Raw genomic sequence first — 17,500 nt, forward strand, 5'->3', positions numbered from 1 at the left:
TTTCAATGACGACTGCATTTTCAACACTGCGCCTGAGCCTGCTGGCGGCCGCACTGGCGCTGGGCCCGATGACCCTGGCCCAGGCCAAGACCCCGGCCGATCAACTGATCGTGGGCATGAGCATGGTCAACCTGTTCTCCATCGACCCGGCCAACGCGCCCGGCCTCGACGCCTCAGGGGTCAACGCCAACCTCTACGACACACTGATCAAGCGCGACCAGGGCAACCCGGAAAAGCACCTGCCGCAACTGGCCGAACGCTGGGACATCAGCGAAGACGGCAAGCAAGTGACCTTTCATCTGCGCCAGGACGTGAAGTTCCACTCCGGCAACCCGCTGACCGCCGAGGATGTGGCCTGGTCGCTGTACCGGGTGATGAAACTCAATTTCGGCCTGGCCACCACCTGGAAAGCCTACGGCTACAGCGTCGAGAATATTCAGTCGCTGATCCGCGCCACGGATGCCCACACGCTGGTCATCGACCTGCCGCAGACCATGGACCCGCTGCTGCTGGTGGACTCGCTGGCCATCTCGCCGAGCGCCGTGGTGGTGGACCGCAAGACCGCCCTGGCCCACGAGAAAAACGGTGACCTGGGGGCCGGTTGGCTGGTGACCAACGAAGCGGGCAGCGGCCCCTTCGTGCTGACCAAATGGAGCGCCAACGACTCGCTGTTGCTGACCCGGTTCGACGGCTACTGGGGCGGGGCGGCCAAACTCAAGCGTGTGGTGGTGCGGCATATGACCGAGTCCCAGTCGCTGCGCCTGATGCTTGAGCGCGGCGACCTCGACCTGGCGTATGGCATGGCCGCGCCGGACATTCGCGCCATCGACGGCTCGGATAAGATCCAGGTGCAGTCATTGCCGCGCGGCACGATGTACTACGTCGCCATGAGCATGAAGCAACCCGAGTTCGCCAAGCCCCAGGTACGTGAAGCGGTGCGCAACTTGATCGACTACAAGGGCCTGGATGAGCAGGTGATGCCGTATTACGGCACGCTCAATCAGCAGCCGATGCAGTTGGGGTTGGCGGCGCGTTTGCCGGATCCGGGCTATCACATGGATGTGCCGAAGGCGAAAAAGCTGCTTGCCGAGGCGGGGTATCCCGAGGGGTTCACGACCACTATCCGCACGCTGTCGGAGCCGCCGTTCATTGATATCGCCGCGCGCCTGCAAGCGACATTGGCCGAAGGCGGGATCAAGGCGAGCATCGTCACCGGCACCGGCAACCAGGTCTACGGCGCGATGCGTGCGCGCAATTTCGAGATCATTGTGGCGCGTGGGGCTGAGCGTTATCCCCATCCGTATTTCAGCCTGCGCACGTTCGCCTATAACCCCAACAACAGTGACGACGCCGGTTTGCCCAACTTCCAGGGCTGGCGCGCCTCGTTCTTCAGCCCGCCGCTCAACAGCCTGATCGACAAGGCCGGCGTGACGCGTGACGCGGCGCAGCGCATCAGCCTGTATCACCAGGCGCAGACCCTCTATGACCAACAGGTCGGGCCGATCCTGATGATCTCGCAAATGACCGACACCGTGGTCAGCGCCGCCGACGTCAAGGGCTTCAGCGGTGACGACGCCGAGGCCACCCGCTACCTGGGTGTCTACAAGGCGCGCTGAGTCGGGCCGGGTACGCCCGGCATTCCTGAATTCACACAGAGAACATGCTGATGAATGCCAACCTGTCTTCGATTGATTCCACCCTGAAGCGGCGGGCCGAGCGTACGCCCGGCTCCAGCTTCGATGCCTTGTGCAAGAGCGGCGTGCGGATTTTGCGCCACCTGTTGCGTAACCCCATGACCCTGGCCGGCCTGCTGGTGGCGTTGCTGCTGATCGTGGTGGCGGCGTTCGCGCCGTGGATCGCTACGCATGATCCGGTCGCGCAGAACCTCGCCAACGCCTTGCAGGCGCCGGGCGCAGCACATTGGTTCGGCACCGATGAATATGGCCGGGACATTTTCAGCCGGCTGGTCTACGGCTCGCGCATCACCTTGTACATCATTGCGTTGGTAACGGTGATCGTCGGCCCCATCGGCCTGTTTATCGGCACCGTGTCGGGGTACTTCGGCGGCGCCGTGGATACGGTGTTCATGCGCCTGACCGACATCTTCATTTCCTTCCCCAGCCTGGTGTTGGCCCTGGCGTTTATCGCCGCTCTAGGCCCTGGCCTGGAACACGCCGTGGTGGCGATTGCGTTGACCTCCTGGCCGCCCATCGCACGCCTGGCGCGGGCGGAAACCCTGTCACTGCGCAATGCCGATTTCGTTGTGGCCGTGGAGCTGCAAGGGGCGTCGCCGGCGCGGATTATCCTGCGCCATATCGTGCCGATGTGCCTGTCGTCGGTGATCATCCGCCTGACCATGAACATGGCCGGGATCATCCTCACGGCGGCAGCCCTGGGCTTCCTCGGCCTGGGCGCGCAGGCGCCGCTGCCGGAGTGGGGCGCGATGATTTCCACCGGGCGCCGCTACATGCTCGAGTGCTGGTGGCTGGTCGCCGTGCCGGGGGCGGCGATCATGTTGGTCAGCCTGGCATTCAACCTGTTGGGCGACGGCCTGCGGGACATTCTTGATCCGCGTAGCGAATAACGGAGCCACACCTATGTCCGCCATCAAATTGAACGTCGAAGGGCTCAACGTGCGCTTCTTCAACGGCCAGAAAGAAACCCATGCCGTGCGCGATGTATCGTTTGCCCTGGGCCGCGAAAAGCTGGCGATCGTCGGCGAGTCCGGTTCGGGCAAATCCACGGTCGGCCGCAGCCTGCTCAAGCTGCACCCGCCGAGCGCGAGGATCAGCGCCAAGGCCATGGCGTTTGGTGAGGTCGACCTGCTCTCGGCCAGCGAAAAAGCCATGCAGAAGATCCGCGGCCAGCGCATTTCGATGATCATGCAAGACCCCAAGTATTCGTTGAACCCGGTGGTCAAGGTGGGCGACCAGATCGCCGAAGCCTACCTGGCCCACCACAAGGCCAGCCGCAGCGAGGCCCGTGAGCGGGTCATGCAGATGCTGGAACAGGTGCATATCCGCGATCCGAAGCGGGTCTACAACCTGTACCCCCACGAAGTCTCGGGCGGCATGGGGCAGCGCATCATGATCGCGATGATGGTCATCACCCGCCCGGAGGTGATCATTGCCGATGAACCCACCTCGGCCCTCGACGTCTCGGTGCGCCAGCAAGTGCTCAGCGTGCTGGAGGAGTTGGTGGAGCAGCAGCAGATGGGCCTGATCTTCGTCAGCCACGACCTCAACCTGGTCCGCAACTACTGCGACCGCGTGCTGGTGATGTACGCCGGACGCGTGGTGGAATCCCTGGCGGCGTGCGACCTGCAATACGCCGAACATCCCTACACCCGTGGCCTGCTGGCCGCATTGCCAAGCATGGACAACCGCCGCGTGCACCTGCCGGTGCTCCAGCGCGACCCGCTTTGGCTGACCCACTGAGGAACCTGACCATGCCCATGATCCAAGCCCACGCGCTCAACCTGAGTTTCGGCACCGGCGCGAGTCTCAATCACGTGCTGCACGATGTCAGCCTCAGTGTTGCCGACGGCGAATCCTTTGGCCTGGTGGGGGAGTCCGGTTCGGGCAAGACCACCGTGCTGCGCTGCCTGGCCGGGCAATACCGGCAGTGGAGCGGTGAGCTGAGCATTGCCGGCGCACCGCTGCAACACAAGATTCCCAAGGCGCATTTTCGCAAAGTGCAGATGGTCTTCCAGGACCCCTACGGCTCCTTGCACCCGCGGCACACTATCGATACCGCCTTGCGTGAGCCGTTGATTATCCATGGGGTAGGGGACAAGGACGACCGGATCGACGAGATCCTGCGCAAGGTCGGCCTGAATGACAGCTTCCGCTTCCGTTACCCGCATCAATTGTCCGGCGGCCAGCGTCAGCGCGTGGCCATCGCCAGGGCGCTGATCCTTGAGCCTCGCGTGTTGTTGCTGGATGAGCCGACCTCGGCCTTGGACGTTTCCGTGCAAGCCGAAATCCTCAACCTGCTCACCGACCTGCGCGCGCAGGAGAAGCTGACCTACCTGATGGTGACGCACGACCTGGGGGTGGTGACGCACCTCTGCGACCGCGTAGCGGTGATGCAGCAGGGGCGGATTGTCGAACTCCTCGACAGTCAGGGCCTGAGCCAGGACCTGGCGGCACACGACTATACGCGGATGCTGGTGCAGGCCAGTCGAGACTTCAGCCAGGCGTCCGAGCGGCGTCAAGCCAGCTAATAAAGGCAAAGTCATCGTACAACATGATCATTAAGTTGCGGGGCGTACTTCTGTGCGTCCAGCATTAACTGGTATGTTTTATTGAGGATTGCCGCAAATTCCCGTTAGGTGAAATATCTCGTTGGCTTAAGTATTTATATGGTTGTACGATGACGTACCTCTTAAGGTATCCCTTCATTTTCGATCTGAGGTTTGCGAACCATGACGCCACAAGAACTAAAAACAGTCCTGTCTTCCGGCTTGCTGTCGTTCCCTGTTACTGACTTTGACGCGGCCGGTGACTTCCGCGCCGACACCTATGCCCGCCGCCTGGAATGGCTGGCGCCGTACGGCGCCAGCGCGCTGTTCGCCGCCGGCGGCACCGGGGAATTTTTCTCCCTGGAAGCCAAGGAATACACACAGATCATTAAGACGGCCGTCGACACCTGCAAAGGCCAGGTGCCGATCCTTGCCGGGGCAGGGGGCCCGACCCGCCAGGCCATCGCCTATGCCCAGGAAGCTGAGCGCCTGGGCGCCGCCGGGATTCTGCTGATGCCCCACTACCTGACCGAAGCCAGCCAGAAAGGCTTGGTGGCCCACGTTGAGCAGGTGTGCAACTCGGTGGATTTCGGCGTAGTGGTGTACAACCGCAACCTGTGCCGCCTCAACGCCGACAGCCTGGAGCAATTGGCCGAGCGCTGCCCTAACCTGATCGGCTTCAAGGATGGCATTGGCGAGGTCGAGTCGATGGTGTCGATCCGTCGCCGCCTGGGTGATCGCCTGACCTACCTCGGTGGGCTGCCGACCGCCGAAGTCTACGCGGCGGCCTACAAGGCCCTCGGCGTGCCGGTGTACTCCTCGGCGGTGTTCAACTTCATCCCGAAAACCGCCATGGATTTCTACCGCGCCGTCGCTGCCGACGATCACGCCACGGTGGGGCGCTTGATCGATGATTTCTTCCTGCCGTACCTGGCCATCCGTAACCGCTGTGAAGGCTACGGCGTGAGCATCGTCAAGGCCGGCGCACGCCTGGTCGGCCACGACGCCGGCCCGGTGCGCGCGCCGCTGACCGACCTGTTGCCTGAAGAAGTGGAGCAACTCGACGTGCTGATCAAGGCCCTCGGCGCCCAGTAAAGCCACTGCGAGGCTCAACTGTGGGCGCTGTCGAGCCCCGCTTGCATCGCTGAAGCTCGACGGCGTCCACAGTCCACCATGAGGATCCACCATGCCCCATTGCATCATCGATTGCCCTGCCACCTTGGCCCAGCGCATCGGCGAACACACCCTATTGGCCACCGTGCACGATGCCCTCGACAGCTTCGGCCTATTCAAACCGGGCGACATCAAAGTGCGACTCAACGGCTTCACCCATTACCGCTGCGGCGCGACGCAAGACGACTTCGTGCATGTGGCGCTGTACCTGTTCGCCGGGCGCAGCGCCGAGCAGCAACGCAGCCTCGCTTCGGCGACACTGGGCGCCCTGATCGAAGTGCTGCCGCAGGTTGAAGCGCTGTCCATGGATGTGCGGGAAATGCCCCACGAGACCTTCGTCAATCGCAGTCAATACCTCGAAGAAGCCGGGCGGCAGGCTTAGCGCCCTCGGTGTGATAACCGGCAAAAACAAGGAGAACAACATGCCGCATCAACCCTCGCAAAAAACCTCGACCCGTTGGCTGCTGGCCATCGCGGCCCTCGGTTGCAGTCCGCTGTCATGGGCGCTGCAGGCACCGTCCAAGCTGCAAGTGCCGACCCTGGCCTATGACGACCAGCAGATCATCCTGGTCTGGGAAAAACCCCTCGCGCACGACGGCATCAAGGACTACCGGGTCTACGCCAACGGCGCCTTACTGGGCAGCGCCAACGCCAACAACGACCAGGTGTCGCCGGCCAAACCCTACATTGACCATTTCTACCAACAGGACCGGGCGAACTTTCACCATCGCATCGGCATTCACAGTTACACCGCCCAAGGCCTGAAGCCGGACACCCCGTACCGGTTTACCGTGCGCTCGGTCGACAGCAGCGGCAAGGAATCGGCCGACAGTGCCGCCGTGCTGCAACGCACCACGCCGGTCCCGGAGGTGTTCGACGTGAAGCACTATGGCGCCAAGGGCGACGGTATTCATCTCGACACCCTGGCGATCCAGCGCGCTATTGATGCCTGCACGGTGGGCGGCAAAGTGTTGCTGCCCAAAGGCACCTACAAAAGCGGGGCGCTCTACCTCAAGAGCAACATGACCCTGGAGATCGCCGACGGCGCGACCCTGCTGGGTTCCGAGCGCGCCGAGGATTACCCGCTCGCGGGGTACATCCAATACCCGTATTCCAGCACCGTGCGCCCGGCCTCGCTGATCAACGCACTGCCGCGCGATCCGCGTCAGCACCAAACGTTCGAGAACATCCGCATCGTCGGCAAGGGCACCCTCGACGGCAACGGCTGGAAGCGCAACGCTGATGTACGCGACGAGCGCGGGCAAACCCTGCCGTTCTATGTACCCAGCGACAACACGCGCTACCTGCAGGATGGCCTGCTGGCCAAGGCTCAAGTGGAGCAAGCGGTGGCGCGGGGCATGAACGTCAAGGACGCCTACGGGCAGATGCGCTCTTCGCTGATCACCCTGCGCAACGTGAAAAATGTGTTTTACGGTGGCTTTACCGTATTGAACCCAGCGTTCCACGGCATCATGAACCTGGAGACCGAAAACGTGGTGCTGGCCAACACCACTCACACCACGTATGACGCCAACAACGGTGACGGCATCGAGTTCGCCAACAGCAAGGGCGCGATGGTGTTCAATAACTTTTTCGACACCGGCGATGACTGCGTCAATTTTGCCGCCGGCACCGGGGCCGACGCGGTGCACCAGCGGCCGCAGGAGGATGCGTGGATCTTCAATAACTACTTCCGTAAGGGCCATGGCATGGTGGTTGCCGGCAGCCACACCGGCGCCTGGATCCAGAACATCCTGGCCGAAGACAACGTGTCCGACGGCACCGATGCCGGGTTGCGCATGAAGAGCACTAACTTCATGGGCGGCGGCGCGCGCAACGTGATATTCCGCGACTCGGCGATCCGCAACACCGTCAAGCAGGCGTTCATTTTTACCCTGGATTACAACGACCCGAACGCCAAGCTCGACTACCAACGCTCGACGGTGGCAGGGCAGTTCAAGGACATCCGCGTCAGTGACGTCAGCGTCGAGAATGCCCAGGGCGCTGCGATCGAAGTCAAGGGCGACGCCCAGCACAATGCCTATCATCAGGGCCTGGTGTTCGAGCGCGTGCGGTTCAGTGGCGCGGCCAAGGCGCGCATTGACGGGTTGAAAGACTCGCGCTTCGACCACGTGGTATTCAGCCAGACCGGGGCAGCCAACCCTTGGCAGGTGAGTGACAGCCATGGGTTGGTGTTTGAGGCCGTGCAGCCGCCGCCGCGTTGATCTGTCTGCCGCGCGTGACGTTGACCCGGTGACTGCCCTTGCCCGACGCGTGCAGCACCGGGGCGTCGGGCGTGCGCAGTCAGTCTGCCCAGCCGTCGCGCACGGCGTTGCGAATCCCGTCCAGCAACATCGCGAACGCCGGGTTGTCATTGTTCTCGCGCCAGATCAAGTGCAGCTCGCTCTGTGCCCCTTCGCCCAGGTCTATATCGCGGAACACCACGTTCTTGAACACCACGCTGCTGGCGCAACGCGGCACCAGCGCCAGGCCCATGCCGGCGTTGACCAACGCCAGGATGGTCAGGGATGAGCCCAGCCACTGCACGTACTCCGGCGCAACGCGGGCCGAGCGCAACAGGCCGGTCAGCAGTTCGTTGAACGGCGGGTAGGCGGAGTGGGCGTACATCAGGAAGGGCTGGGCGTCCAGGTCGTGCACGCTGACCGTCTCGGTATTGGCCAGCCGGTGGCTGCTCGGCACCGCCAGCACGAAGGGTTCGCGCACCAGGCATTCGGTGGCATACCCCGGCTCCAGCAACGGCGCGCGCACGATACCCAGGTCGATGCGGCGGGCGCGCAGGGCTTCGTATTGCTGGTAGGTGTTCATTTCCGCCAGGTCGATCTTGACGTGGGGCTGCTTGAGCCGCGCCTCGGCGATGACCCTGGGCAAAAACTCATACACCGCACTGCCGACGAAGCTGATGTTCACCGTACCGATATCGCCCTCGGCGAAGCGGCGCGCGGTGACGGCCGCTTGCTGGGCGCGCTCCAGCAGGTTCTGCGCCTCGATGAAAAACGCCCGGCCGGCGGCGGTGAGTGCCACGCTGCGAGTGGTGCGGGTAAACAACTCGACCCCCAAGTGATGCTCAAGCAATTGGATCTGCCGGCTGAGGGGCGGCTGGGTCATGTTCAGGCGTTCGGCCGCGCGCCGAAAATTCAGCTCGGTGGCCACGGTGGTGAAGCAGCGCAGTTGAGTCAGCTCGAACATTGATCTAATCCTGGTATCAATCGAATGCCAAGTTAGATTAGACGGGAACAATCTCTGGCGTCCATGCTTCAAGCGTCCCTAAAACAATAATGAGTGGGAGTTGCCCTTGGATACCCTCCAGAATCCGCCAGACCCTAGCGTGCTCGCCCGCGCGGCCGCCAAGGTCAAGCGTCATGTCCTGCCGTTGTTTGTGGTGATGTTCATCGTCAACTACATCGACCGGGTCAATATCGGCTTTGTGCGCAGCCATTTGGAGACCGACCTGGGCATTGGTGCGGCAGCCTATGGCCTGGGTGCCGGGTTGTTCTTCATTGGCTACGCGATCTTCGAAGTGCCCTCCAACCTGCTGTTGCAGCGCTACGGCGCACGGGCCTGGCTGACGCGCATCATGTTCACCTGGGGCGCGGCCGCGATGGCCATGGCCTTCGTCAAAGGTGAAACCAGTTTCTATATCCTGCGCTTTGTCCTTGGCGCTGCCGAAGCCGGGTTTTTCCCCGGCATCATCTACTACTTCACCCAATGGCTGCCGGCGGCCGAGCGTGGCAAGGCGATGGCGATTTTCCTCAGTGGTTCGGCGATTGCCTCGGTGATTTCCGGGCCGGTGTCGGGGGCGCTGTTGCACGTCAACGGCTTGAGCCTGCATGGCTGGCAGTGGATGTTCCTGATTGAGGGCTTTGCTTCCATCCTGCTCTGCGGGTTTGTGTGGTTCTGGCTGCAATCCCATCCGCATCAGGCGAAGTGGCTCAGCGACGAAGAAAAACAGGCGCTGGTCAGCGCCATCGACCTTGAACAGCAGGCCCGTGAGGCGTCCCAGGTCACCCGGCCGTCGATGTTCAAGTTGCTGGCGGACAAACAGATCGCGCTGTTCTGCTTTATCTACTTTTCCATTGCCCTGACCATTTACGGCGCCACCTTCTGGCTGCCCAGCATGATCAAGAAAATGGGCGATTTGGGCGACTTCCAGGTGGGCCTGTTCAACTCGATTCCGTGGCTGATTTCCATCGTCGCCATGTACGCGTTCGCCGCCCTGGCCAGCAAGTGGAAACATCAGCAGGCGTGGGTTGCGCTGATGCTGGTGATCGCCGCCTTCGGCATGTTCATGTCCACCACCGGCGGACCGGTGTTTGCCTTTATCGCCATCTGTTTTGCCGCGATTGGCTTCAAGGCCGCCTCTGCCTTGTTCTGGCCGATCCCCCAGGGTTACCTGGATGCGCGGATCGCGGCGGCGGTGATTGCCTTGATCAATTCGGTCGGCAACCTGGGCGGCTTCGTCGCACCCACCACTTTCGGTTTGCTGGAGCAGACCACCGGCTCCATCGAAGGCGGGCTGTATGGCCTGGCCGCCACATCGCTGGTGGCGGCGGTGGTGGTGTTTTTTGCCCGTACCGCACCGCGCGGCGCAGTGCCGCCTACGTCCACACCGACTACTCACCCACACGCCTTGCGTCCAGGCCCACAGGGAGCCGCCTCTTGAAAATCGTCCGCGTTACCGTCACACCTATCGCCTTTCGCGACCCACCGTTGCTCAACGCCAGCGGTATCCACGAAGCCTACGCACTGCGCTCGATCATCGAAGTCGAGAGCGACACCGGCTACATCGGCCTCGGCGAAAGCTACGGCGATGCCCCGGCGCTGGCGATCCAGCAGCTGGTGCAGCCGCAACTGATCGGCCTGGACCCCTTCAACCTCAACGGGCTGCGCGCCATCGTCCAGGCCACGGTGGCCGCGCACAAACCCGCGAGCCTCAGCGGCGCGGAACTGGCGCCGGGCTCCCATGCCAGCAAGGCGGTGAGCAATGCCTATTCGGCGTTCGAAGTGGCCTTGCTCGACCTCCAGGCCCACGCCTTGAACGTGCCGCTGGTGGACTTGCTCGGTGGGGCGATCCGTGACCGGATCCCGTTCAGTGCCTACTTGTTTTTCAAGTACGCCGAACACATCGACTCTCCCTACAAGCCCGATAGCTGGGGCGAAGCGCTCAACGAAGAGCAGATCGTCGCCCAGGCCCGGCGGATGATCGAAGCCTATGGTTTCAAAAGCATCAAGCTTAAAGCCGGTGCCCTGGAACCTGAACATGAAGTGCGCTGCATCAAGGCGCTTAAAAAGGCTTTCCCCGGTGTGCCGCTGCGCATTGACCCGAATGGCAACTGGTCGCTGCAGACCTCGATTCGCATGGCTGAACTGCTCGGCGATGACCTGCAGTATTACGAAGACCCGACCCCAGGCCTGGAGGGCATGGCCGAACTGCACACACGTACGGGCTTGCCCCTGGCGACCAATATGGTGGTCACCGACTTTGACGAGTTTCGCCGCAGCGTGGCCCAGGACAGCGTGCAGATCGTACTCGCCGACCATCACTACTGGGGTGGCCTGCGCGACACTCAAGCGTTGGCGAAAATGTGCCAGACCTTCGGCCTGGGCGTGTCGATGCACTCCAACTCACACTTGGGCATCAGCCTGATGGCGATGGCGCATGTGGCCGCGTCGGTCCCCAACCTCGATTACGCCTGCGACACCCATTACCCCTGGCAGGAACCGGACGAGGAGGTGATCAAGGGCGGCAAAGTGCCGATTGTCGATGGCTGCGTGACGCTCACCCGCGCGCCCGGGCTGGGCCTTGAACTTGATCATGATCAACTGGGCAAGCTGCATGACCAGTACCTGAGTTGCGGCATCCGCCAGCGCGATGACGTGAAACAGATGCAGCGTTACCAACCGGATTGGAAGACCGTCAAACCGCGTTTCTGAAGCTGGTCGCTTCACGTTGCCCGGCGATGCCTTGTGAGGTCGCCGGGCTTTTTTTCAGCCAAAATCTTCCTCGAAATGTTCCTGCTCGCCGCGTGTATCGCTCTGGCGGCGCAGCACCTCCATCTGGCGCAGTTCCACCCGGCGGATCTTGCCGGAGATGGTCTTGGGCAGTTCACTGACGAACTCGATACGCCGCACCCGCTTGTAAGGCGCCAAATGCTCACGGGCGAAGGCCAGGATGTGCTGGGCCAGTTCGGCGCTGCCGGGGGCGTCGTGGGCCAATATCAGGAACGCCTTGGGCACCGCCAGGCGCAAGGGATCGGGGCTGGGCACTACGGCAACTTCCATCACCGCCGGGTGTTCGATCAGCGCGCTCTCCAGTTCGAAAGGGCTGATGCGATAGTCGGAAGCCTTGAACACATCATCCGCGCGGCCCACGAAGGTGATGTAGCCGTCGGCGTCGATTTGCGCGGTGTCGCCGGTGCGGTAGTAGCCGTCACGCATGACCTCGGCGGTTTTTTCCGGGCTGTCTTCGTAGCACAGCATCAGGCCGAGCGGGCGTACGTCCAGGGGCAGGGCGACTTCGCCCTCATTGCTGGGGTTGCCATCGGGATCGAGCAAGGCCACTTGGTAGCCCGGCAACGGGCGGCCCATGGAACCGGGCTTGAGCAACTGGCCAGGGGTGTTGCCCACCAGCGCGGTGGTTTCCGACTGGCCAAAACCATCGCGCAGCGGCAAGCCCCAGGCCTGCTGGATCTGTTCGATGATTTCCGGGTTCAGCGGCTCGCCGGCGCCGACCAGTTCGCGCAGGCTCAGGCGCGGCTTGTAGCTGGCCAGGTCTTCCTGGATCAACATGCGCCACACCGTGGGCGGCGCGCACAGGCTGGTCACGCCGTAGCGTTCCAATGTGCTGAGCAGGGTGGGTGCGCTGAAACGCGCGACGTTATGGATAAAGATGCACGCGCCGGCATTCCACGGCGCGAACAGGCAGCTCCACGCATGCTTGGCCCAGCCTGGCGACGAGATATTCAGGTGCAGGTCGCCCGGTTGCAGGCCGATCCAGTACATGGTCGACAGGTGCCCCACCGGGTAGCTCTGGTGGCTGTGCAGCACCATCTTCGGCTTCGACGTGGTGCCGGAGGTGAAATACAGCAGCATCGGGTCGGTGGCCAGGGTGCGGCCTTCGGCCTCGAAGTGTTCGGGGTATGCAAAGGCGGCGCTGTGCGCGACCCAGCCGGCAGGCGCCGAACCCACGCAGATGCGGCTGCAACCGTCTGCCAGGCCGGCGAACTTGCTGACATGCGCCTCGCCGACCACCAAGTGACGCACCTGCCCGCGCTCGATCCGGTCGCGCAGGTCATCAGCGTTCAGCAGGGCCGTGGCGGGGATGACCACCGCCCCGAGCTTGAACGCGGCGAGCATGGTTTCCCACAGTGCCACATCATTGCCGAGCATCAACAGCACGCGATCACCACGCCGCACGCCGAGGGCGCGCAGGTGGTTGGCCACCTGGTTAGCGCGCGCGGCCAGCTGCTGGAAGCTGTAACGCTGCTCGCTGCCGTCTTCTTCGACGATCCAGAGCGCACTGGCCGGATTGCCCTCGGCCATGGCGTCGAAATAGTCCAGGGCCCAGTTGAATTCGCCCAGTTGCGGCCAACGGAAATCCCGTACGGCAGTGGCGTAGTCGGTGCGGTGAGCGAGCAGGAAATCCCGAGCGGCCAGGAAGGGCTGGGTCATGGTGGCTGTCCTTAATTATTGTTGTGGGACTGCCCCTCGGCTGGGCCGAGAGGCTGGACCGAGTATAGGCACGCATAAATCAGAGCAGAACGCCCAAAAATACCCGAGCGTTGTGCAAAAAAGTGATGGGTGTAGTGAGCGAGCTTGCCCCGCGCTGGGCAGCGAAGCAGCCCCAACACTAGCAGTGATGTTTACCTGAAAAAATGCGCTGACTGGATCAGGGCTGCTTCGCACCCCAGCGCGGGGCAAGCCCGCTCACCACAAGCGCTTCCGAAACCTCAATAGGAGGTCAGTCCTTGAGTGCTTTCAGGTGCTTGTAGATCGTCTGCCGCTCCACAACCTAGCCGTGATGTTTGTCTGAAAAAATGCGCTGACTGGATCAGGGCCGCTTCGCGCCCCAGCGCGGGGCAAGCCCGCTCACCACAAAAGCTTCCGAAACCACAATGGCAGGTCAGCCCTTGAGTTGCTCCAGGTGCTTATAGGCTGTCGCCCGTCCCATGCCCAGCTAGAGCTGTTGTAGTGAGCGGGCTTGCCCCGCGCTGGGCTGCGAAGCAGCCCCAACACCTAGCAGTGATTAACCGCCGGTGTATCGAAACCCGCCTGACAATTTCTCCTTCAAATAGCTGACCAATGCACTCACTGACTTCGGCACATGGGGCGAGTAAGGGCGGATCAGGTAGATCTCATCGGCAAACGCGCCTTTTAGCGTCCAGTCGGTGAGCACCTGCACCAGCGTGCCGCTGGCCAGGGCGGCATGGGCGCTGAAGTCCGGGAGCAGGGCGATGCCCAGGTGGTTGAGCGCCGAGTCGCGCAAGGCCTCGCTGTTATTGGTGGCGAAGCTGCCGGCGATGGGCACGGTGAGGCGCTCGACGTTTTTGCTGCCGCGCTCGAAGGTCCACGCGGGCTGGTCGGTGCCGCGTGGGTAGAACAGGCAGTTGTGGGCCGATAAGTCGCCGGGCTCGCGTGGCTCGCCGTGGCGTTGCAGGTAGTCCCGAGTGGCGACCAGCACCGAGCCGGTGTCGCACAGTTTCCACGCCACATGGGTTTCCGGGACCTGGAAGCCGTGGCGCACGGCGAGGTCGTAGCCCTCGGCGGCCAATGAACTCAGGGCGTCCGACACGTCGAGTTGAATACGCACCTGCGGGTACTGTTGCAAGAACTCCGACAGGTGCGGCACCAGTTGCTGACGGGCGAACGCCACGGGTGCGGTGAGGCGCACCAGCCCGCGAATCTCCCCGGCCGAGTCGCGCACCGACGAGAAGCTGCGGGCGATCTGTTCATAGGCGCTGCGCACCTCTCGCGTCAACGACAGCCCCGCATCGGTCAGCCGCACACTGCGCGTTGTTCGCGTCACCAGCCGTGTGCCGGTGGCTTTTTCCAGGTCGGAAATACGCTGGCTGACGGCCGACTTGCTCACGCCAAGGCGCGCGGCAGCGGCGGTGTAGGTGCCTTGTTCCTCCAGCACGGAGAGCCAGTGGATATGGGTCCACAGGCCTTCGATCTCGGATTTTTCCATGAGTCTATTGTTCGCATCTATGGACAATAAGTTCTGGATTCTGCTCTGGTTTGGAACAAACCGAAAGTCTATCGTGTGTCCCAACGCTACCCACCTGGGATCTACTGCCATGACAACGACAATCGAGCACTACATCAACGACCAGCGCGTGAGCCGCGATGATCGCTATCAGGACGTCTACAACCCGGCCACCGGCGAAAAAACCGGCCGTGTCGCCCTGGCCAGCCGCCAGACCGTTGCCGAAGCCGTCGCCGCTGCCCAGGCCGCGTTCGCCGGTTGGGCCGACACGCCGCCGATCCGCCGCGCCCGTGTGTTGTTCGAATACCTGCACCTGCTGCGCGAGCGCAAGGACGACCTGGCGCGCATCATCGTCGCCGAACACGGCAAGGTCTTCACCGATGCCCAGGGTGAAGTCGACCGTGGCATCGACATCCTCGAATTTGCCTGCGGCATTCCTAACCTGCTCAAGGGCGAGCATTCCGATCAGGTCTCCCGTGGCATGGACAACTGGACGATGCGCCAGCCGCTGGGCGTGGTGGCCGGTGTGACGCCGTTCAACTTCCCGGTGATGGTACCGATGTGGATGTACCCGATCGCCATCGCGGCGGGCAACACCTTCATCCTCAAGCCAAGCCCGACTGACCCGAGCGCGTCGTTGTTCATGGCCGAACTGCTGCGTGAAGCCGGCTTGCCCAAAGGCGTGTTCAACGTGGTGCAGGGCGACAAGGAATCGGTGGACGCACTGATCGAACACCCGGACGTCAAGGCCGTGAGCTTTGTCGGCTCCACGCCGATTGCCCAGTACATCTACGAGACCGGCGCGCGCAACGGTAAGCGCGTGCAAGGCCTGGGCGGCGCGAAAAACCACATGGTGGTGATGCCCGACGCCGATATCGAAAAAACCGTCGACGCCCTGATGGGCGCCGCCTACGGCAGTGCGGGCGAACGCTGCATGGCCATCTCGGTGGCGGTATTGGTGGGCGATGTGGGTGACACAGTCATCGCCGCCCTGACTGAGCGCGCCAAGCAATTGCGCATCACCGACGGTCGCGATTTGAAAGCCGAGATGGGCCCGATTGTTTCCCGTGCGGCGCTGGAGCGCATCAGCGGCTACATCGAACAAGGCGTGCAGGCCGGCGCGCAATTGCTGCTCGACGGGCGTGACTACGTGCCCACCGAAGCGGGCCTGGAAAACGGTTTCTGGCTCGGCGCGACGTTGTTCGACCATGTGACCAAAGAGATGAGCATCTACCGCGAAGAAATCTTCGGCCCGGTGCTGGCCTGCGTGCGCGTGAATGACTTCGGCGAAGCGATCAAGCTGGTCAACGACCACGAATTCGGCAACGGCGTCAGCTGCTTCACCCGCGACGGCAACATCGCCCGCGAGTTTGCACGCCGGATCGAAGTGGGCATGGTCGGCATCAACGTACCGATTCCGGTGCCGATGGCGTGGCACGGGTTTGGTGGCTGGAAGAAGAGCCTGTTTGGCGACATGCATGCCTACGGCACTGAGGGCGTGCGCTTCTACACCAAGCAGAAATCGATCATGCAGCGCTGGTCGGAGAGCATCGAGCAGGGCGCGGAGTTTGCGATGCCTGTGTCCAAGTAACGGCCAAAAGAACACAGCAGGGCAAATGTGGGAGGGGGCAAGCCCCTCCCACATTTTTGTCTGCGTAAGGGTTGACGATCCAGTCAATCAAGAATACTGTACATAAACACAGTGTTTAAGCGCTGATCGACCAACACCCGGCAACCTCAGTCCTGCCAAACACTGTGTGCAAGTTAACGGATTAACTTGATGCACAGGCTCGTCTTACCGAGCCATTTTATTGATAGAGAGGGAACTCATGTCCTATCCAGAAAGCAAACTCACCGGTTTGATCGGTTTCGCCCAAGCGGCAAAAGTGACAGGTGGCTGGTCCGGCCCTGTGGTCAGTATCACCACACTCGATCAACTCAAGGCCAATATCGGCGACACCACCCCACGGGTACTGGTGATCAACAGTAATATCTCGGCGTCGAGCCTGACCAAAGTCAACATGGGCGCCAACAAGACCCTGATTGGCTCGTTCCAGAACCGCACCCTGGAGAATATTCACCTGCGTGCAACGGCGCAGTCGCAGAATATTATTCTGCAGAATCTTATCTTCAAGCATTCGGCAAGTATCAAGGCCAATGACGATATCCAGGTCTACTTGAACTACGGCAGCAAGTATTGGATTGACCATTGCTCTTTCGTCGGGCACAGCTGGTCCACCACTGACGGCAGTGAAGATAAACTGCTGTATATCGGTGAAAAGGCCGATTATGCCACCATCAGCAACTGCTTCTTTGGCAGCCACAAGTATGGCCTGATCTTCGGCCACCCGGCGGATGATAATAAAGCGGAGTTCAATGGTTACCCGCGCCTGACGCTGTGCCATAACCGCTTCGACAACATGGAAGTGCGTGCGCCTGGTTTGATGCGTTACGGTTATTTTCATGTGTACAACAACTACATCAATAACTTCCACCTCGGTTTTACCCTGGCACAAAACGCCAATATCCTTTCTGAAAGTAACTATTTTGGCGAAGGCAGCCAAAATAAAGGCATGTTGGACGACAAAGGCACTGGCACGTTCACCGATACCAACAGTGTCCCGCCGATCACCAACCAGAAGTCGCCTAAAGCGCAATGGACGGCCCTTTCCAACTATGGCTATACCTTGAAGACCGCCGCACAAGCCAAGGACTTTACCCAGAAGAATGCCGGCGCCCAGTCGGTAGCCCTGATCTTTGGTAGTTGATTAGCTAGCTTTCTACTTAACGATCATTTAATACGGGTGCCACTGTATTTATATCAAGGATATAAATACAGTGATGGCCTTTGTAATCTAAAT

Annotated in this window: 14 protein-coding genes; 11 read left to right on the plus strand and 3 right to left on the minus strand. The window is 61.7% G+C overall.

The window, feature by feature from the left end; all coding sequences use genetic code 11:
* Positions 1–5: 5 nt before the first annotated feature.
* The 7 genes from AC3ZU9_RS13030 (at position 6) to AC3ZU9_RS13060 (ending at position 7,641) form a co-directional block, all read left to right on the plus strand.
* Positions 6–1,616: an ABC transporter substrate-binding protein gene (locus tag AC3ZU9_RS13030; protein ID WP_046035397.1), complete on the plus strand. Its 1,611-nt coding sequence runs from the start codon at positions 6–8 to the stop codon at positions 1,614–1,616.
* Between the two features lie 50 nt (positions 1,617–1,666).
* Positions 1,667–2,584, plus strand: a complete 918-nt coding sequence (locus tag AC3ZU9_RS13035) for an ABC transporter permease (RefSeq protein ID WP_012723510.1) — start codon at positions 1,667–1,669, stop codon at positions 2,582–2,584.
* Positions 2,585–2,597: 13 nt separating this feature from the next.
* Positions 2,598–3,437 carry an ABC transporter ATP-binding protein gene (locus AC3ZU9_RS13040; protein ID WP_012723511.1) on the plus strand — a complete coding sequence of 280 codons (840 nt, stop codon included), beginning with the start codon at positions 2,598–2,600 and terminating at the stop codon, positions 3,435–3,437.
* Positions 3,438–3,448: 11 nt separating this feature from the next.
* Positions 3,449–4,225 (plus strand): ABC transporter ATP-binding protein, encoded by a 777-nt coding sequence (locus tag AC3ZU9_RS13045; RefSeq protein WP_012723512.1) that lies wholly within the window; start codon positions 3,449–3,451, stop codon positions 4,223–4,225.
* A gap of 201 nt (positions 4,226–4,426) precedes the next feature.
* Entirely contained in the window at positions 4,427–5,338 is a 912-nt protein-coding gene (gene kdgD / locus AC3ZU9_RS13050; protein ID WP_046035395.1) for a 5-dehydro-4-deoxyglucarate dehydratase, read from the plus strand.
* Positions 5,339–5,429: 91 nt separating this feature from the next.
* Positions 5,430–5,798: a 5-carboxymethyl-2-hydroxymuconate Delta-isomerase gene (locus AC3ZU9_RS13055; RefSeq protein ID WP_093545220.1), complete on the plus strand. Its 369-nt coding sequence runs from the start codon at positions 5,430–5,432 to the stop codon at positions 5,796–5,798.
* 40 nt (positions 5,799–5,838) lie between these two features.
* Positions 5,839–7,641 carry a glycosyl hydrolase family 28 protein gene (locus AC3ZU9_RS13060; protein ID WP_490090825.1) on the plus strand — a complete coding sequence of 601 codons (1,803 nt, stop codon included), beginning with the start codon at positions 5,839–5,841 and terminating at the stop codon, positions 7,639–7,641.
* Positions 7,642–7,720: 79 nt separating this feature from the next.
* Here AC3ZU9_RS13060 and AC3ZU9_RS13065 read toward each other — a convergent pair whose 3' ends face one another.
* A complete protein-coding gene (locus AC3ZU9_RS13065; RefSeq protein ID WP_012723516.1) occupies positions 7,721–8,623 on the minus strand; it encodes a LysR family transcriptional regulator in 903 nt (300 codons plus the stop codon).
* 106 nt (positions 8,624–8,729) lie between these two features.
* On the opposite strand from AC3ZU9_RS13065, the gene AC3ZU9_RS13070 reads away from it, so the two are divergent.
* Both AC3ZU9_RS13070 and AC3ZU9_RS13075 read left to right on the plus strand, forming a co-directional pair.
* Positions 8,730–10,097 carry an MFS transporter gene (locus AC3ZU9_RS13070; RefSeq protein ID WP_043206203.1) on the plus strand — a complete coding sequence of 456 codons (1,368 nt, stop codon included), beginning with the start codon at positions 8,730–8,732 and terminating at the stop codon, positions 10,095–10,097.
* Complete coding sequence (locus tag AC3ZU9_RS13075) at positions 10,094–11,368, plus strand: glucarate dehydratase family protein (protein WP_093545226.1); 1,275 nt, start codon at positions 10,094–10,096, stop codon at positions 11,366–11,368. Before AC3ZU9_RS13070 ends, AC3ZU9_RS13075 begins: the two co-directional genes overlap by 4 nt.
* 54 nt (positions 11,369–11,422) lie before the next feature.
* Here the strand turns inward: AC3ZU9_RS13075 and AC3ZU9_RS13080 are convergent, their stop codons facing one another.
* Together AC3ZU9_RS13080 and AC3ZU9_RS13085 are read right to left on the minus strand one after the other, a co-directional pair.
* A complete protein-coding gene (locus tag AC3ZU9_RS13080; protein ID WP_490090826.1) occupies positions 11,423–13,105 on the minus strand; it encodes an AMP-binding protein in 1,683 nt (560 codons plus the stop codon).
* Positions 13,106–13,679: 574 nt separating this feature from the next.
* The gene (locus AC3ZU9_RS13085) at positions 13,680–14,621 is read right to left on the minus strand and encodes a LysR family transcriptional regulator (RefSeq protein ID WP_064052573.1); all 942 of its coding nucleotides are present in this window, start codon (positions 14,619–14,621) and stop codon (positions 13,680–13,682) included.
* A 109-nt stretch (positions 14,622–14,730) separates the two neighbouring features.
* On the opposite strand from AC3ZU9_RS13085, the gene AC3ZU9_RS13090 reads away from it, so the two are divergent.
* Together AC3ZU9_RS13090 and AC3ZU9_RS13095 are read left to right on the plus strand one after the other, a co-directional pair.
* Positions 14,731–16,230, plus strand: a complete 1,500-nt coding sequence (locus tag AC3ZU9_RS13090; RefSeq protein WP_012723521.1) for a CoA-acylating methylmalonate-semialdehyde dehydrogenase — start codon at positions 14,731–14,733, stop codon at positions 16,228–16,230.
* A 238-nt stretch (positions 16,231–16,468) separates the two neighbouring features.
* The gene (locus AC3ZU9_RS13095; RefSeq protein ID WP_012723522.1) at positions 16,469–17,407 is read left to right on the plus strand and encodes a pectate lyase family protein; all 939 of its coding nucleotides are present in this window, start codon (positions 16,469–16,471) and stop codon (positions 17,405–17,407) included.
* Positions 17,408–17,500: the final 93 nt, after the last annotated feature.

This window comes from Pseudomonas sp. A39 (genome assembly GCF_058145955.1).

Excerpts from the sequence above, each read along its gene's own strand:
- AC3ZU9_RS13030 (WP_046035397.1), top strand. The coding sequence starts at position 6 with ATGACGACTGCATTTTCAACACTGCGCCTGAGCCTGCTGGCGGCCGCA.
- AC3ZU9_RS13035 (WP_012723510.1), top strand. The coding sequence starts at position 1,667 with ATGAATGCCAACCTGTCTTCGATTGATTCCACCCTGAAGCGGCGGGCC.
- AC3ZU9_RS13040 (WP_012723511.1), top strand. The coding sequence starts at position 2,598 with ATGTCCGCCATCAAATTGAACGTCGAAGGGCTCAACGTGCGCTTCTTC.
- AC3ZU9_RS13045 (WP_012723512.1), top strand. The coding sequence starts at position 3,449 with ATGCCCATGATCCAAGCCCACGCGCTCAACCTGAGTTTCGGCACCGGC.
- kdgD (WP_046035395.1), top strand. The coding sequence starts at position 4,427 with ATGACGCCACAAGAACTAAAAACAGTCCTGTCTTCCGGCTTGCTGTCG.
- AC3ZU9_RS13055 (WP_093545220.1), top strand. The coding sequence starts at position 5,430 with ATGCCCCATTGCATCATCGATTGCCCTGCCACCTTGGCCCAGCGCATC.
- AC3ZU9_RS13060 (WP_490090825.1), top strand. The coding sequence starts at position 5,839 with ATGCCGCATCAACCCTCGCAAAAAACCTCGACCCGTTGGCTGCTGGCC.
- AC3ZU9_RS13065 (WP_012723516.1), bottom strand. The coding sequence starts at position 8,623 with ATGTTCGAGCTGACTCAACTGCGCTGCTTCACCACCGTGGCCACCGAG.
- AC3ZU9_RS13080 (WP_490090826.1), bottom strand. The coding sequence starts at position 13,105 with ATGACCCAGCCCTTCCTGGCCGCTCGGGATTTCCTGCTCGCTCACCGC.
- AC3ZU9_RS13085 (WP_064052573.1), bottom strand. The coding sequence starts at position 14,621 with ATGGAAAAATCCGAGATCGAAGGCCTGTGGACCCATATCCACTGGCTC.
- AC3ZU9_RS13090 (WP_012723521.1), top strand. The coding sequence starts at position 14,731 with ATGACAACGACAATCGAGCACTACATCAACGACCAGCGCGTGAGCCGC.
- AC3ZU9_RS13095 (WP_012723522.1), top strand. The coding sequence starts at position 16,469 with ATGTCCTATCCAGAAAGCAAACTCACCGGTTTGATCGGTTTCGCCCAA.